The organism is Halomonas sp. TH-94, assembly GCF_057473365.1.
Genome location: NZ_JBYCKL010000089.1, coordinates 20,818 through 37,652 on the forward strand (window position 1 = coordinate 20,818; position 16,835 = coordinate 37,652).

13 protein-coding genes and 1 tRNA gene are annotated in these 16,835 nt (G+C 64.1%); 9 read left to right on the plus strand and 5 right to left on the minus strand.

The genetic code is table 11. The features are described 5' to 3' along the window. Positions 1-64: 64 nt before the first annotated feature. Positions 65-880: an acyl-CoA thioesterase gene (locus AC2VNO_RS16480; RefSeq protein ID WP_486935150.1), complete on the minus strand. Its 816-nt coding sequence runs from the start codon at positions 878-880 to the stop codon at positions 65-67. 63 nt (positions 881-943) lie between these two features. Here AC2VNO_RS16480 and tadA point away from each other — a divergent pair, with 63 nt between their 5' ends. Beyond that, the gene (gene tadA / locus AC2VNO_RS16485; RefSeq protein WP_486935151.1) at positions 944-1,435 is read left to right on the plus strand and encodes a tRNA adenosine(34) deaminase TadA; all 492 of its coding nucleotides are present in this window, start codon (positions 944-946) and stop codon (positions 1,433-1,435) included. Here the strand turns inward: tadA and AC2VNO_RS16490 are convergent. Together AC2VNO_RS16490 and mltF are read right to left on the minus strand one after the other, a co-directional pair. Then, complete coding sequence (locus AC2VNO_RS16490) at positions 1,412-3,388, minus strand: GGDEF domain-containing protein (protein ID WP_486935152.1); 1,977 nt, start codon at positions 3,386-3,388, stop codon at positions 1,412-1,414. The genes tadA and AC2VNO_RS16490 overlap by 24 nt on opposite strands. Before the next feature lie 12 nt (positions 3,389-3,400). Beyond that, entirely contained in the window at positions 3,401-4,867 is a 1,467-nt protein-coding gene (gene mltF, locus AC2VNO_RS16495; protein WP_486935153.1) for a membrane-bound lytic murein transglycosylase MltF, read from the minus strand. Between the two features lie 153 nt (positions 4,868-5,020). On the opposite strand from mltF, the gene purL reads away from it, so the two are divergent. Continuing rightward, a complete protein-coding gene (gene purL / locus AC2VNO_RS16500; protein ID WP_486935154.1) occupies positions 5,021-8,968 on the plus strand; it encodes a phosphoribosylformylglycinamidine synthase in 3,948 nt (1,315 codons plus the stop codon). A gap of 111 nt (positions 8,969-9,079) precedes the next feature. Here purL and AC2VNO_RS16505 read toward each other — a convergent pair whose 3' ends face one another. After that, a complete protein-coding gene (locus AC2VNO_RS16505; protein ID WP_486935155.1) occupies positions 9,080-9,574 on the minus strand; it encodes a hypothetical protein in 495 nt (164 codons plus the stop codon). A gap of 324 nt (positions 9,575-9,898) precedes the next feature. On the opposite strand from AC2VNO_RS16505, the gene AC2VNO_RS16510 reads away from it, so the two are divergent. After that, entirely contained in the window at positions 9,899-10,693 is a 795-nt protein-coding gene (locus AC2VNO_RS16510) for a crotonase/enoyl-CoA hydratase family protein (protein WP_486935156.1), read from the plus strand. 52 nt (positions 10,694-10,745) lie between these two features. Then, a complete protein-coding gene (gene radD, locus AC2VNO_RS16515) occupies positions 10,746-12,584 on the plus strand; it encodes a DNA repair helicase RadD (protein ID WP_486935157.1) in 1,839 nt (612 codons plus the stop codon). A 44-nt stretch (positions 12,585-12,628) separates the two neighbouring features. Here the strand turns inward: radD and AC2VNO_RS16520 are convergent, their stop codons facing one another. Further along, positions 12,629-13,201 carry a bactofilin family protein gene (locus AC2VNO_RS16520; RefSeq protein WP_486935158.1) on the minus strand — a complete coding sequence of 191 codons (573 nt, stop codon included), beginning with the start codon at positions 13,199-13,201 and terminating at the stop codon, positions 12,629-12,631. A 171-nt stretch (positions 13,202-13,372) separates the two neighbouring features. On the opposite strand from AC2VNO_RS16520, the gene AC2VNO_RS16525 reads away from it, so the two are divergent. From AC2VNO_RS16525 to AC2VNO_RS16545, 5 genes are all read left to right on the plus strand, one after another. Next, entirely contained in the window at positions 13,373-13,918 is a 546-nt protein-coding gene (locus AC2VNO_RS16525; RefSeq protein WP_486935159.1) for a bactofilin family protein, read from the plus strand. A gap of 90 nt (positions 13,919-14,008) precedes the next feature. Beyond that, complete coding sequence (locus AC2VNO_RS16530) at positions 14,009-14,959, plus strand: segregation and condensation protein A (protein ID WP_486935160.1); 951 nt, start codon at positions 14,009-14,011, stop codon at positions 14,957-14,959. After that, positions 14,956-15,828 (plus strand): SMC-Scp complex subunit ScpB, encoded by an 873-nt coding sequence (scpB, locus tag AC2VNO_RS16535; protein ID WP_486935161.1) that lies wholly within the window; start codon positions 14,956-14,958, stop codon positions 15,826-15,828. Before AC2VNO_RS16530 ends, scpB begins: the two co-directional genes overlap by 4 nt. Further along, a complete protein-coding gene (gene rluB, locus AC2VNO_RS16540; RefSeq protein WP_486935162.1) occupies positions 15,825-16,691 on the plus strand; it encodes a 23S rRNA pseudouridine(2605) synthase RluB in 867 nt (288 codons plus the stop codon). Before scpB ends, rluB begins: the two co-directional genes overlap by 4 nt. A gap of 68 nt (positions 16,692-16,759) precedes the next feature. Further along, positions 16,760-16,835: transfer RNA gene (locus tag AC2VNO_RS16545), tRNA-Lys, on the plus strand.

The window sequence follows — 16,835 nt, forward strand, 5'->3', positions numbered from 1 at the left end:
AGGCTTGAACGGGAGGCAAGCACTCATAGAGATCGGCCAAAAGCGGTCGCGCTTGATTGCTACATTAGTCGCGTAGCCGCGTCAAGCCTTCCTGGGCGGTAGAGGCGACCAGCCTGCCGCTTCGGTCGTAGATGCTGCCGCGGGCGAAGCCGCGACCGCCGCCGGCCCAGGGGCTGTCCATGTCGTACAGCAACCAGTCGTTGACCTGAACGTCATGATGGAACCACAGCGCGTGGTCGAGACTGGCGATCTTCAGCTTGGGGTCGCGGAAGGTAATGCCGTGCGGCACCAGCGCCGTGGTCAGCAGGTTGAAGTCGGAACTGTAAGCCAGCAGGTAGCGGTGCAGAGCGGGGTCCGCTTCCAGCTCCCCGGTCAGGCGGAACCATAGGCGCTTGCGCGAAGGCTGGCCCGGCTCGGCTTCGTCGCCCAGGTGGAGGAACTCGATGGGATGGCCGGGGAAGCGCTCCAGGCGGGCGTTCGGATCCTGGGCCAGCGCCTCGGGTGTCACCAAGTCGGGCATCGCCATCTGATGTGCAATGCTCTCTTCGCGACCATGGAAGGAGGCGCTGCAGAAGAAGATCGGCCGCCCCTTTTGAATGGCAGTCACGCGCCGCGTCGTGAAACTGCCGCCGTCACGCATGCCATCCACCTGATAAACTACTGGACGATGAGGGTCACCGGGACGCAGGAAATAGCCATGCAGGGAGTGCGCTTGGCGAGTCGCGTCTACCGTGCGGGTGGCGGCCGAAAGCGCCTGGCCGAGAACCTGGCCGCCGAACAGCTGCGGCAGGCCAAGATCCTGGCTGCGTCCGCGAAACAGATTCTCCTCGATTTCTTCCAGCCCAAGCAGGGCGACGAGCTGGTTCAGGGCGTCGGTCATGTTGCTTCCTCAGGGGCGTATCATACGGTTGTTTCAGGCATCAGCATAACGGAGTCCGCGCCGATGCGCAGTGACGAATTCTACATGCACAGGGCGCTGGATCAGGCCCGCGAGGGGCTTGCCGCCGGTGAGGTGCCGGTGGGTGCTGTGGTGGTGAACCCGGTAGGGGAGATCGTCGGGGCTGGCTACAACGCCCCGATCTCCGGCCATGACCCCAGCGCCCATGCCGAGATTCGCGCGTTGCGCGATGCGGCCCAAAGGCAGGGCAATTACCGGCTGGACGGATGCACGCTCTATGTCACCCTGGAACCCTGCCTGATGTGCACCGGTGCCATCATCCATGCGCGGATCGCCCGGCTGGTCTACGGAGCGGCAGAGCCGCGCACCGGGATGGTGGAGTCGAAGGCCAACCTGTTTGCCCAGCCCTGGCACAACCACCAGGTCACGGTGGAGGGTGGAGTGCTTGGCGCCCGCGCGGCAAGGTTGCTCAAGGCGTTCTTCGAGGCCAGACGAGACAATGATGGGGCTGCTTCAGGCCTGCTCGCCGAGAAATAGCGGTGCGGCAACCCTGACCCGGTTGCGCCCCTCGGCTTTGGCGCGGTAGAGAGCGTCGTCGGCGGCTTGCATGATGGCGGCGACGTCCAGCGGACCGTCGACAAGGGTGACCACGCCGATACTGGCAGTGAGCGGCTGGCCATCGTGATGCTGCAACTCGGCATCCTGCAGGCCTTTGCGCAGCGATTCGGCAATCGCCTGGGCTTGCGTGGCGTCGGTCTGGGGCAGGCAGGCCACGAACTCCTCGCCGCCGTAGCGGGCGAAAACCCCGCCGGAAGCCTCGACCACCCCGCGCCCTAGCCGGCCCAGAGCGATCAGATAGCGATCACCCACGAGATGGCCCTGGTGGTCGTTGATGCGCTTGAAGTGGTCGACGTCGCAGATCAACACGCTGAGCGGGCGCCGCAAGGCGTTGGCTTCGAGCGTTTCCATGAACAGCCGCCGGTTGGGCAGCCGAGTCAGCTCATCATGCCGGGCCAGCCATTCGACCTCCTCCTGCAGCTCGCTGCGGGTATGTATTTCGCGCCGCAGTACGCGATTGGTATCGCGCACTCGACGGTGCTGACGTGCCAGCCGGGTGTAGCCATGCAGCACCAGATAGAGCAGATAGGCCAGGGTGAGGCCCGTGCCCAGGCTGACCACGGGATACCGGGGCAGGCGCTGCAACTGCCTGGCATGGCTGGGCTGAACGCTCAGACTGAGAGGCGCGCCGGCAACATCGAGCTGAACCTGGTGCTGGTGGGGCGCAAGGGCGGCTGTCGGGATCTGGCTGGCCAGTATCTGGTCTTCCTGACTCAAGGTCAGCCCGAGGTGTCGTCCGTCCACCTCGCTGAACAGCGTATCGGCCAGCTTGGGTAGACTGATGACCATGGCTACGGCGCCGAGCGTGCGCTGCTCATCGTTAGCGATCGGCAGGTAGTGAATGATGCCGGGAACGCCCTGTAGCAGCATGATCACATCGGTGCGTCCGATACGCTGCTCGAACAGTGCACGGCTGACCGCCTCGCGCCCCGCCGGCTGGGCGTCGAACAGCCGGGCTCCCAGAACCCGGAGGTTGATGTCGTTCTGCGGATAGACACGCGTCAGGCGGCTGTCGGGGTCGACGAAGGCGATATTGAGCAGGTAGCGAAAATCGCGATGATAGAGCGCCGCCTGACGGGACCACTCCGCCTGGCTGGGCGGCTCATCGAATAGGGTCCAGACGTTGGCGAAGCGCTCTATGGCGGCCAGATGGTCCTGAATCTCGCGGGTCAGCCGATTGCCGAGCTGCTGGGTTTCCGCCTCGACGTTTTTATACAGCTCCCGTTCGGTGATCTCCTTCTGGTGATACCACAGCATCAGCACGCCCAGGACAAGGGCAAGCGAGGGTACCAGGGCTCGTCTGAGAGGGGCGGCGTGGTGGCGCCAGCCGGGCAGAGCAACCAAGGCGAGGCTCGTCACCAGGATGGCCATGGCCAGCATGACCCAGGAGCCGGCCGCTGTGCGCAGCAGCGATGCGTCCTGTCCCGTCTTGCCCAGCAGTCCCTGAGCTCCCAGCAACAGCACGACCACGAGCAAGAGCAGTGGGCCGCCAAGGGCGGATTGGGAGCGTGTGACGATCAGCACGGCGATCAGAATCAGGCTCAATGTAGCCAGCAGGGCCGGTCGCCATGCCTCGAGCGTCAGACCGTCGGCTATTCCCTGGCTCAGGGCATCCCAGTGCAACAGCGGAATCCAGTACTCCGGCAAGGCGTAGCTTGCGAGTGCCAGGATCAGCGGCAGCAGCACTGCACATACCAGCCCCTTCGCCAATGCCCGCCCACCCAGCAGCATCAATAGCTGAGCCAGGACGAGCATGCCCGTCAGCCAGAGCGTGACGAGCTCGTGCAGCGTGCGATCGCCCCTCACGTCCATCACGCCTAGGGCGAGGGGCAGGAAGGTCAGGCAGGTGAAGATAGCGGCAGGACGGTTCATGGGCACGCTCTGCTACAGGAGGGGAGAAATGATATCGAACAGCGGGGCTTCAGTATCCTCGCCGTTTGGCAGCTCGTTGAGCTGCAGGTACTGCTGCTGGCTGCGATCGACGTACGACAGGATCTCGTAATAGCGGCGGATGTTGCGCACGTAGATCACCGGTTCGCCGCCCCGTGCATAGCCATGTCGGGTCTTGCTGTGCCATTCACGCTTCTGCAGCAGCGGCAGCGCTTCGCGCACATCCTCCCAGCGGTTGGGGTCGCCGCCGAGCTCTTCGGCGATCCTGCGGGCGTCATATAAATGCCCTAGCCCCACGTTATAGGCCGCCATGGCCATATAGAGCCTGTCGTCACCCTGGATCGATTCGGGCAGCCGATCCTTGAGCTGGCGCAGGTAGCGTGCTCCGCCATCCACACTCTGCGCCGGATCGAGCCGGTCGCTCACGCCCAGTTCGCCGGCGGTGGGAAGGGTAAGCATCATCAGGCCGCGCACCCCCGTGGGCGAGGTGGCCTCGGGGTCCCAGTGAGACTCCTGATAGCCCAGCGCTGCCAGCAGTTTCCAGTCGAAGCCGGTGTTGCGAGCCGCTTCGCGAAACAGTTCGGCATAGGTGGGCAGACGCTCGTTGAGATGGCCGATGAAGACCCGCGCCCCCACGTACTCTAGATAGTCATCATGGCCGAAATGGCGTGCGATCAGTTCATCGAGCCAACCGTCCTGATGCAGGTCGGTGAGGAACCGGTTGGCCTGCTGTTGCAGCCCAAGCCCCCCCTTGGCAGGGAAAGCCCAGGCCATGGAGAGCGGCTTGCCCAGCGGGAAGCCGCGCTCCACGCCGGGAAAGAAGATTCGGTTGATCCGGAACTGGTGCTCGAATACCACCGCGGCATCGAGATAGCCGTTCTCCACCCGGCCCAGCAGCTCGGCGACCTCCACTTCCGACGACTCGCCCCAGCCCAGCTCCGGATGCTCATTTTGCAGTTCACGCAGCACGAGGTCGGTGCCCGAGCCGCGGATCGTGCCGATGGTCAGGCCGGCGAGGTCTTCCGCTGCCCTGACCGGCGGCAGGCCACGGCGATAGACCAGCAGCGGTTGCAGATCGAGGATGGGGCGACTATAGATAAGGTCGGGCTGGGTCAGATCCAGCGGCAGCGTTGCCGCCGCCAGATCGCCCTCCAGGCGTACCGCGTCCAGCGCGCTCTGAACATGATGACGGGCATCCAGGGTCAAGCTGACATCGAGAAACTCGGCGAAACGCCGCATCAGTTCGTATTCGAACCCGGTCGGTCCATGACGCCCTTCGTAGTAGGTGCTCGGCGTGTTGCGCGTATGAACGCTGATGAAGTCGCGCTCGTGCACCGCTTCCAGTAAACCGCTACTGGGTTTGAAGTGGCGGTAGGGGGCTAGGCACAGGATGACGCCCAGCAGCAACAGGGCGGCCAGGCGCAGGCGGCTCAGCAGGATACGGCTATCAAGCTCGGGCATTTAGACGACGATCGACGATGAGAACCCCACGATAACGGCCTGACGCACGACTGTCATCCGCTGCATTTCGTCTCATCGTCGCTTTCCAGTATCATGGCGCCTTTCTGCGCCGCCGTGCGGCCATCCCTTCGCTTGCTTCAGAGGCTTCAAGACATGCTCGAACTTCGAGGCGCGCCTGCCCTTTCCGCTTTCCGTCACGACAAGCTGCTGGCTACTCTGCGCGCACGGGTTCCCGAGGTCGAGTCCCTGCACGCTGTATTCGTGCATTTCGTGGATCACGACGGTGAATTTTCCGATGAGGAGCGGGCTCTCCTCGGTCAACTGCTCGACTACGGCATCCGAAGCGAGAGCGATGACGCCCGAAGTGCGCTGGATGGCGAAGGTCAGCTGTTTCTGGTGGTTCCGCGTATCGGTACTCAGTCGCCGTGGTCGTCCAAGGCGACCGACATCGCCCATAACTGTGGCCTGTCGCGAGTTCGCCGTATCGAGCGAGGAGTGGCCTACCGGGTAGTGCTCAAGGCGCCGATGTCCGAAGCGGCCTTCATGGCAATTCACGAGATCCTGCACGACCGCATGACCGAGAACGTGCTGACCGACGCCTCCGATGCCGCCAAGCTATTTGCCCATCATGAGCCGGCGCCATTGGGTCAGGTGGACATCCTCGAAGGGGGGCGAGAGGCGCTGGAAGCGGCCAATGTCGGTCTGGGGCTGGCGTTGGCCGAGGATGAGATCGACTACCTCGTCGAGGCTTTCCGGGAGCTCGGTCGCAATCCCAGCGACGTCGAACTGATGATGTTCGCCCAGGCCAACTCCGAGCACTGCCGCCACAAGATCTTCAATGCCGACTGGGTCATCGACGGCGAGGCGCAGAGCCATTCGCTGTTCAAGATGATCAAGAATACCTACCAGGCCTCCCCCGAGGACATTCTTTCCGCCTATAGCGACAACGCTGCGGTGATCCGGGGGGCAACGGCGCCGCGGTTCTTCGCCGCCCCGCTGACCGGCAAGGCCGCCGAGCGTGCCGTGTACGGCGCGCAGCAGGAACCGATCCACATACTGATGAAGGTGGAGACCCACAACCACCCCACGGCGATTGCGCCCTATCCCGGCGCTGCCACCGGCGCCGGCGGCGAGATTCGCGACGAAGGCGCCACCGGTATCGGCGGCAAGCCCAAGGCGGGTCTCACCGGTTTCACCGTCTCCAACCTGCGTATTCCCGAGTTCGTGCAGCCCTGGGAGGCGTTCGACTACGGCAAGCCAGAACGCATGCAGTCGGCGCTTGCGATCATGCTCGAGGGGCCGATCGGCGGGGCATCGTTCAACAACGAATTCGGCCGCCCCAATCTCGCCGGCTACTTTCGCACCTACGAGCAGGACACTCTGGGTCTCGGGGGCATCGAGCGACGCGGCTTCCACAAGCCGATCATGATCGCCGGCGGCTACGGCAACATTCGTGACGGTCACGTACAGAAAGGCGAGATTCCCGTCGGCGGCAAGCTGATCGTGATGGGCGGGCCGGCCATGCTAATCGGCCTGGGCGGCGGTGCGGCTTCATCGATGGCTTCCGGTACCTCCAGCGCCGATCTCGACTTTGCCTCGGTCCAGCGTGAGAACCCCGAGATAGAACGCCGCGCCCAGGAAGTCATCGACCGCTGCTGGGCGCTGGGCGAGGCCAATCCCATTCGCTTCTTCCATGACGTTGGCGCCGGCGGTCTCTCCAATGCACTGCCGGAGCTGGTCAAGGACGGCGAGCGCGGGGGGCGCTTCGAGCTGCGTGCGGTGCCCAATGCCGAACCGGGCATGAGCCCGCTGGAGATCTGGTGTAACGAGGCCCAGGAGCGCTACGTGCTGGCGGTGGCGCCGGAGGACCTCGCCACCTTCGATGCGCTGTGTGCCCGCGAGCGGTGTCCTTATGCAGTGGTTGGCGAGGCCATCGAGGCGCACCATCTGGAAGTGCGCGACGGTCACTTTGAGACCAAGCCGGTCGATCTGCCCATGAGCGTGCTGTTTGGCAAGCCGCCGAAGATGCAGCGTGAATTCCAGCGCGAGGTGCTGGATCTGCCGGGCGTGATGCTCGACAACCTGGACCTGCGCGAGGCCATGGAGCGCGTTCTGCGTTTGCCTACCGTGGCCGCCAAGAGCTTTCTGATCACCATTGGCGACCGCTCCATTACCGGCATGGTGGCCCGCGACCAGATGGTCGGCCCCTGGCAGGTACCGGTGGCCGACGTCGCCGTCACCACCGCAAGCTACGAGACGCACGCCGGTGAGGCCATGGCCATGGGCGAGCGTCCGCCGGTGGCCTTGATCGACCCGGCGGCGAGCGCCCGTCTGGCGGTGGCCGAGACCATCACCAATCTGGCCGCCGCACCGATCGCAAAGCTGGGTGACATCAAGCTCTCCGCCAACTGGATGAGTGCGGCGGACCATGTCGGCGAGAACCAGGCGCTGTATGACGCCGTGCACGCGGTCGGCATGGAGCTATGCCCGCAGCTCGGCATCGCCATTCCGGTGGGCAAGGATTCCATGTCCATGCGCACGGCCTGGCAGACGGGCGAGGGCGACGAGGTCGAGGAGAAGAGTGTCACTTCGCCACTGTCGCTGGTGGTGACCGGCTTCGCCCCGGTGACCGATGCCCTCAAGACGCTGACTCCGCAGATCAATCTCGAGCAGGACGAGTCCGATCTGATTCTGGTCGACCTGGGCGGCGGCAAGAATCGTCTGGGCGGCTCGGCGCTGGCCCAGGTCTATGGACAGCTGGGCAACGACTGCCCCGACCTCGACGACCCGGAGGACCTCAAGGCTTTCTTTGCCGTGATCCAGGGGCTCAATGCCGATGGCAAGCTGCTGGCCTACCACGACCGTAGCGACGGCGGCCTGTTGGTCACGCTGCTGGAGATGGCCTTCGCCGCCCACGCCGGCCTCGAGATCAAGCTCGACTGGCTGATCGACGAGCCGACCCAGGCGGTGGATGCGCTGTTCGCCGAGGAGCTCGGCGCGGTGATCCAAGTCAACCGGCAATATACCGAAGAGGTGCTGGCGCAGTTCGCCGCTGCCGGTATCGAGACCTGTGGCGTCATCGCCCGGCCGCGCTACGACGACCAGGTGCGGGTCACTCTGTTCGAGGAACCGCTGCTCGAGACCACCCGCTTGTTGGCTCAGCGTACCTGGGCCGAGACCAGCTATCGCATGCAGGCGCTGCGCGACAATCCCGACTGTGCCAAGAGTGAATTCGACGGTCTGCTCGACGGCCGCGACCCGGGTCTGTCGGCGAGTCCCACCTTCGACGTAAACGAGGATATCGCCGCCCCCTACGTCAATACGGCACGGCCGGCGGTGGCGATCCTGCGCGAACAGGGGGTCAACGGTCAGCTGGAGATGGCCTGGGCGTTTCACCATGCCGGCTTCGATGCGGTGGACGTGCACATGAGCGACGTCATCGAAGGGCGCGTGTCCCTCGATACCTTCAAGGGGTTGGTGGCCTGCGGCGGCTTCTCCTACGGAGACGTGCTGGGTGCAGGCGGCGGCTGGGCCAAGTCGGTGCTGTTCAATCCACGTGCCCGGGAGCAGTTCGCCACGTTCTTCGAGCGTGACGACAGCTTCGGTCTCGGCGTGTGCAACGGCTGCCAGATGTTCGCCCAGCTCAAGGAGCTGATTCCCGGCGCCGAGAACTGGCCGCGCTTCGTGCGTAACGAGTCCGAGCAGTTCGAGTCGCGGGTCGCCATGGTGCAGGTAGAGCAGAGCACTTCGATCCTGCTGGCCGGCATGGAGGGCTCGCGGCTACCGATCGCGGTGGCTCACGGTGAAGGACGCGCCGAGTTCCGCGACAGCGCCCATCTGCGCAGCATGCAGGGTAGCGCCCAGGTGGCCCTGCGCTATATCGACAACTACGGACAGGTGACCAGCCACTACCCGGCCAACCCCAATGGCTCGCCTTCCGGTATCACCGGGCTGACGACGCCGGACGGGCGCGTCACCATCATGATGCCGCACCCCGAGCGCGTCACCAGGGCAGTAGCCAACTCCTGGCGCCCTGCGGAATGGACCCAGGATGGTGCCTGGATGCGCTTGTTCCGCAATGCTCGCGTATGGCTGGGCTGATCACGCCCACCACGAAAGAAAAGAGGCGGCCTTTTTAGGCCGCCTCTTCTTTATGCTGTTCTGGCTCATCCCTGCCGCGTTGTGATGCTGATTCCTAGAGACGGGTCGCCGTCAGGCGCGTTGATCCATCCGATCGAGCTCGGTGCGCGAGGCGAGAAAGCCCTCCAGGACGGCATGTTCCGCCTGCTTCTGCTTGATCATTGCCGTTTGGGCCGGATAGAGCGCGGGAACGGTACTGACCTCGCGCAGATGTTTGTGGAAGTGTTTCGAGTTTTCGGCATCGTTGACCGCTTGAACCAGCACTTCGAATGCCTGCAGTGGTGTGTCGATGAAGAGAGGGGGTGGAGTGGTCGTCTGGGTGGTCTGCATGCTGCCGATGTCAGGCAGTCCCAGCTGGCGCGAAAGACGGCGCAGCTCTTCGACGCGCATTTCGCATTGAACGCCTAGCGAAGCCATCAGCCGACTCACGGTGGTGTCGAATGGCAGAAAGCTGAAGGCCAGGCGTCGATAACGTATGACTTCGGCGCGTTCGTGAGCTTCGGCAAGTGTCAGCAGCTCATCCCGCACCAGGGCCATCCTGGCAATCGTTGTTGGTTTTTCCGGCATGGCAGTGTCCTCGTTTCGGAGACCGAGCGTTTGCTGCACCTCTGCGAGGAGTGCAGCTAAAGGGTGCTCGAAGAGTGCCACCGGTTGGCATGACCTTCATCAGGTTTCACGACGTTTAGGTCCGATGAACCAGTGATTCCATCCACCGGTGTGACGAGAGCCACCTTCGCCCCGCTGCCCTTTGGTGGCTTCGTCTGACACAGCACTGAATCTTCACTATAGACGAACTCGACGAGAAACCAGTGAAGGAAAATAAAACGAATGTTTGACAATTTTGCCCGTGGCGCCAGACTGATCTGATGGGTTGAGCAGAGGCAGCAAGGCATGAGTCAACAAGTTTTTCATGAGCGAGTGACACTTACGTTTCAGGAGCATGTGGCCGAGGTTACGCTTTCGAGACCTCGCGAACACAACGGTCTCGACTGGCCGATGATCGATGCGCTACTTGCTGCTCAGCAGCACTTGAGCGAGCTGGATGGGCTGCGCGCCGTGGTACTCAAGGGGGAGGGGGAGAGCTTCTGTGCCGGGCTCGACATGGCAGCCATCATGTCGACTCCCGAGCGGCTGCCCTCGCTGTTGGCTCCCGACGGGCAGGGGATCAACCCGGTGCAGCGCCTGGCACTGGGCTGGCGCGATGCCGGGGTGCCGGTCATTGCCGCTCTGCAGGGACATGTCTATGGGGGCGGCCTGCAAATCGCCCTGGGGGCGGATATTCGGGTCGTCTGCCCCCAGGCACGCCTGGCGCTGCTCGAGATCGTATGGGGCATCATCCCCGACATGGGTATCAGCGTCACTGCAGCTGACGTGCGCGGCGACGTGCTGCGTGAGCTGGCCTGGACGGGACGCAAGGTGGATGGCGCAGAAGCCGTCGCGCTTGGCCTGGCCACGCGTATGGCCGATGACCCGCAACGTATTGCCCGCGACATTGCCACGGCGGTGGCGGAACGTTCGCCCAGGGCGGTAGCCGCGGCACGGGAGCTCTTCGCAAGAGCCCCCGGCATGTCCGAGCGCCAGCGCCTGGCGCTGGAAGCCAGCCTGCAGCGCGGGCTGCTCGGCGGCGAGGAGCAGCTGGAAGCCGTGGCGGCCAGAATGGCCGGGCGCGAGCCGCGCTTCACCTGACGCAGGGCGCCTGGGCAGGTAAGATGACCGACCGACCGCTTCCTGCCCGCCCATGACAATCGCCCCTGACGCCACCACCAGATCGACCGCCCCGGCGCTGCGCCCCTACCAACAGGAGGCGGTGGCGCGCGTGGTGGCGCACTTTCGCGGCAGCGACGATCCGGCGGTGGTAGTGCTGCCTACCGGCAGCGGTAAATCACTGGTGATCGCCGAGCTGGCGCGGCTCGCACGCGGCCGCGTGCTGATACTCGCCCATGTGCGTGAACTGGTGGAGCAGAACCACGCCAAGTATCTGGCCTACGGCCTCGATGCCGATATTTTCAGTGCCGGGCTGGGGCGCAAGGAGAGCGTACGTCAGGTGGTGTTCGGCTCGGTGCAGTCGGTAGTGCGTAACCTGTCACGCTTCGACGACAAAAACTTCACCCTGCTGGTCATCGATGAGTGTCATCGTGTCTCTCCCAAGGAGGATGCCAGCTATCGTCGCGTGATCGAATCGCTCAGGCGGGCCAATCCGCGGCTCAAGGTGCTTGGGCTGACTGCCACCCCCTATCGCCTGGGACAGGGCTTCATCTATCGCCGCCATCATCACGGCATGGTGCGTGGCGACGACGACTGCTTCTTTCGCGACTGCGTATTCGAACAGCCGCTGCGACTCATGGTCAAGCAGGGCTATCTGGCCGAGCCGCGGCGCGTGGATGCGGCAGTGGCGCGCTACGACTTCTCGCGGCTCGCTCCCGCTGCGGGCGGGCTGTTTCGTGAAGAGGAGCTCAACCGAGTGGTGGCGGGCAATCGCGCCACACCGGGCATCGTCGCCGAGGTGGTCGAGCGTGCTCGCGAACGCCGGGGCGTGATGCTGTTTGCTGCGACGGTAGCGCATGCCGAAGAGATACTCGGTTATTTGCCGGCCGCTGAGGCGGCGCTGCTCACCGGTACAACGAAGTCGCACGAGCGCGAACGCGTCATCGCCGCCTTCAAGGCCCGCGAAATCAAGTATCTGGTCAACGTTGCCGTGCTCACGACGGGTTTCGATGCCCCCCACGTCGACCTGATCGCAATTCTGCGGCCTACCGAATCGGTGAGCCTCTATCAGCAGATCGTCGGCCGCGGCCTACGCCTTGCCCCGGGCAAGCGCGACTGCCTGATCCTCGACTACGCCGGCAATCCCTGGGATCTCTACGCGCCGGAAGTGGGTAGCCCACGCCCGGCGTCGGACACCGAGCCGGTACAGGTCGAATGTCCCGCCTGTGGCCACGCCAACCTGTTCTGGGGCCGGCGCGACGGTGAGCTTGTCATCGAGCACTTCGGCAGGCGCTGTCAGGGGCTGATCGTCGCCCCCTGCGCTGATGCCGGAGCAGGCAGTGGCCAGCGAGGCGCGGCTGCAGGTGCCTGTAAGCCGTCTCAGTGCGACTTTCGCTTTCGTTTCAAGGTGTGCGGCGAGTGCGGCGCCGAGAACGACATCGCCGCGCGGCGCTGTCACGGCTGTCAGACCCTGCTGGTGGACGCCGACGACAAGCTCAAGGCGGCGCTGCGCCTAAAGGATGCGCGGGTGCTGCGGGTGGCCGGCATGCAGCTCGAGGCCACCGTCAACGGCCGCGGGCTGCCGCGACTCAAGGTCACCTACCACGACGAGGACGGGACTAGCCTGAGTGAGTGGTTTGCCCTTGAAACAGCGGCACAGCGCGCCGCCTTCGGGGCAGTATTCCTGCGCGATCATCTGCGTGCGCCGGGAGCGCGCTGGCAACCCAGAAGCGCCGAGGAAGTCATTGCCGAGCGTCGACGCCTGCGTTACCCCGATTTCGTCGTCGGTCGCCGGGTGGGCCGTCACTGGCAGGTGCGCGAGAAGCTGTTCGACTATACCGGCCGTTACCGCACCGCCCAGGCGTCAGAATGAAGAGCGCTTTACTCGTCTACCCAGGGCGCTTATCGGTTTACATCTCACACTTGCCGGGTGTCGCTATCGGGGGTGAGGGTAGTGAGGGACTCGTCGGAATCTGACACTGCCGCCTCGCTCTCGTCGGTTGGCGAAGCGAGTGCTTGGCCGGCATCGGCCGACTCACCGAAAGCACTCTTGAGAAGTGCGTTGTCAGGATCCATGTCGATACTTCCGTGAAAAGTGCTCCCGTCCTCGAGTATCAGGCAGGGGGTCACGATCGCTCCCCTGACGTTGGCGCCCTTATGGATCGTCGCGCGATGCGCCGCTACGAGATTGCCTTCCACCTCGCCGGACACATGCAGCGTATGGGCATGGACGTCACCGAAGAGGTGGGCACTGCTTCCCAGGGTCACTGTATTTCGTTTGCAGGTGATCGTTCCGACGATGTGGCCCTCGACGACCAGGTCTTCGCCGGCATCGATATCACCCTCTACTCGTGTATGGCTACCGATCACGGAGACGTTGGGTCGTGACGCGGGCATCTCCTGTCGAGTCACTGGAGTCCGGCCGGCATCTGTCGCGACAACGCTCGCTGCCGTTTCGTCCGGTTGACGCTGCTTTGTCTTCTGAAACATTCAAGCCTCCTGGCAGTGAGGGCGTGTCGACAAGATCGACCGTCGCCGACAGCCTACCTTGCTGACGGTACTGTCAAAGCGTGGAGCTATGCGGCATCTGGCGGCTTTTTCTCGACACCGTGCCCGAGGCTGGACACCTATAAGAGATGACGCAAAGGCGTGGAGTAGGGTATGGGCATACAAACATGGCTTATCGTGATCGGCGTGGCTTGCATGACGTTGATCGTCTGGCATGGGGGGCGGCGTAAGCCCCTGGGATCGGTCTTGCCGGAGATCGTAACGACGATGACCCGGGCTTCCCGGTTTGAGGCGTTTCCGGACGCAGCGCGAAGTGAGCCGATCGCTTTTACGGACGGTGGCGAGATACAGCCCAGTGGCCGCTTGCCGATCGATGTCGTGGGAAGTCGCATCGGTGTGGCGACACGCGTGTCGGGCAAGATCATCGCCAATGAACCGATCGTGATCAAGGGCCGGATAGAAGGTGTCGTCATCGCCCAGGAGCATCGTGTCACGGTGACCATGAGCGGAAGGGTGTCCGCTTATCTCGAGGGTCGTGAGGTCAGCGTCGATGGAGAAGTGGCGGGCAGGTTGAGGGCTGCAGAGAAGATCACGCTGCAGTCCCGGGCTGACGTACGTGGCGTTCTGGAGAGTACGCGCCTGGAATGCATGGCCGGTGCGCGTGTTCAAGGCGAGGTGGCCGGCACACCGTGCGGCTGAGCGGTCTTACCCTGTCCTCGGGCTCTTGGTAGACTGAGGGATGGATTCGCAGATGAGCCCAGCCGGGAGGCCAGCTTCCGCGTGAGCGAGATGTCACAGACGAACACGCCGGAGCGGCGCGAGGCGCCCGATGCCACCATGCAGTCGGCGGTATTGGCGCGATTGTTCGATGAGCCCATCACTCAGCTCCCCGAGGATCTCTACATCCCGCCTGAGGCGCTACGGATATTTCTCGAGGCCTTCGAGGGGCCGCTCGATCTGCTGCTTTACCTGATCCGACGCCAGAACCTGGATATCCTGGCCATTGACGTGGCCGCCATCACCCGCCAGTACATCGAGTACGTGGAGCTGATGAAGGCAATGGAGATCGAGCTGGCCGGCGAGTATCTGCTGATGGCGGCGATGCTGGCCGAGATCAAGTCACGGACCCTGCTGCCTCGTCCCCCCAGGGACGGCGGTGACGACGATGAGACAGACCCTCGCGCCGAGCTGATTCGACGCCTGCAGGAGTACGAGCAGCTCAAGAGCGCCGCTGAGGCACTGGCCGAACTGCCGCGGGTAGGGCGGGACTGGTTTCCCGCCCGGGCGGCGCTCCCGCCGTTGCAGGCGCGGGTGATCCACCCCGACGTGGAGCTCGGTGAGCTGCTCGGCGCACTGGCCGGCATTCTGCGTCGCGCCGAACTCAACCAGGTTCACCATATTGGACGTGAAGTGCTCTCGACCCGAGAGCGCATGCTGGCGATCATGGAGCGGTTGAATCACGAGCACTACACTCCCTTCGAGGCGCTGTTCACCTTGGAGGAAGGTCGTGCCGGCGTGATCGTCACCTTCATGGCCATCCTCGAATTGGCCAAGGAGGCAATGATCGAGATCGTGCAGAACGCGCCGCTTTCGCCGATCCATGTGCGTGCCCGTGCGCCGCGGGAAGTGGGCGAAGAGGCCGCTTTCGATGACGAGGGGAGCGACCTCGAGAGTCCCTATGTTGAAGAGCCCTTTGCCACCGAGGAAGCAAGCATGTCGCGGGGTGATGACAGCATATGACGGCCATGGAGCTGCCCGACAGCCTCGACGAGATCCTTGAGGCGGCGCTGCTGGCGGCGGCCGAGCCGCTGTCGCTGGAGCGGCTCGAAGGACTGTTCGACGACCATGAGCGTCCTCAGCGGCGCAGCCTGCGCGAGGCGATGGAACGAGTGGGGGAGCGCCACGAGCGCGGCGCCATGGAGCTGATCGAGACCGCTTCGGGCTATCAGCTGCGCATTCGTCCACGCCTTTCACCCTGGGTGTCGAGACTGTGGGACGAGCGACCGCAACGCTACTCCCGGGCACTGCTGGAGACACTGGCGCTGATCGCCTATCGTCAGCCGGTGACCCGCGGCGACATCGAGGAAGTGCGCGGCGTGGCAGTGAGCAGCTCGATCATGCGCACCCTTGCCGAGCGTGGCTGGATCCGCGTGGTCGGGCAGCGTGATGTTCCCGGGCGGCCGGCGGTCTACGCCACCACCCGCCAGTTTCTCGACGACTTCGGCCTCAAGACCCTGGACGAGCTGCCGCCCATGCATGAACTCAAGGGTATGGCGGAGCCGGTGTTCGAGGATGAGTCTCCACCACCGCCCAGCCGCCTGCTGGAGCAGGCCGACCCGGTAGCGGCAGGGAATGAGGATGAAATCGACGGTGATGGCGAATACGATGACGAGGAAGATCTTGACGAGCGTGTCGATAGCGAGGATACGCTGGTCATGGCGACGGCCGGGACGGCCGACGTAGCACACGCCGGGAAGGCGTCCGACAGGCCGGGGCTGAGCTTCGCCGATCTTGAAGCGCGCCTGGCCGAACGCGCCCGCACCAGCGTCGACGATGACGGCGGAGCGGGGGCGGAATCCACCGTTGAAGAGAAGTCAGACGACACATGACGAGCAACACGGAAAAACTGCAGAAGGTACTGGCCCGAGCCGGGCTGGGCTCGCGCCGCGAGATGGAAACCGCCATCGAGGCCGGTCGCGTCAAGGTCAACGGCAAGGTTGCCACCCTTGGCGACCGCATCGAGATGCGCGACCGCGTCGCCCTCGACGATCGACCGGTGACCCTGCGCGGTGCCGAGGAGACGCCGCGGCGGGTGATCATGTACAACAAGCCGGAGGGCGAGCTGTGCACGCGCAAGGACCCGGAAGGGCGGCGCACGGTGTTCGAACGCCTGCCGCGGCTGAAGGGTGAGCGTTGGATCGCCATCGGACGCCTGGACATCAATACCAGCGGTCTGCTGCTGTTCACCACCGACGGTGAGCTGGCCAACCGGCTGATGCATCCCTCCACCCAAGTCGAGCGCGAATACGCCGTGAGGGTGATGGGCGAGGTGCGCAAGGAGCATATCGTGGCCATGGTCGAGGGCGTGATGCTCGAGGACGGCCCGGCACGCTTCACCGATGTTCAGGAGTTCGGCGGCGAGGGTATCAATACCTGGTTCCATGTGGTGATCACGGAAGGGCGCAATCGCGAAGTACGCCGCCTTTGGGAGTCCCAGGGGCTCACCGTCAGCCGCCTGAAACGGGTGCGCTACGGCAACATCTTTCTCGACAAGCGTGCCAAGGCGGGTGAGTGGGTGGAGCTCTCTCAGGACGAGATCGACGATCTGGCCCTGTCTGGCGGCCTGGCGCCGCGCAAGGTGCCTGAACTGACCCCGGACGAGAAGAACCGCTGGAGCCGCGACAAGCACAAACGTCGGCCGGTCCAGGCCATGCGCAAGCCAAAGAGTACCAAGAACCCCAAGGGTCGCTAGTCGCCCCAAAGTCAAAAAAGTCCTTGCCATGGCAAGGTGCTATCAGTAACATCTGCCCCCGTTCGGAAGGGTCGTTAGCTCAGTTGGTAGAGCAGTTGGCTTTTAACCAATTGGTCGTAGGTTCGAATCCTACACGACCCACCA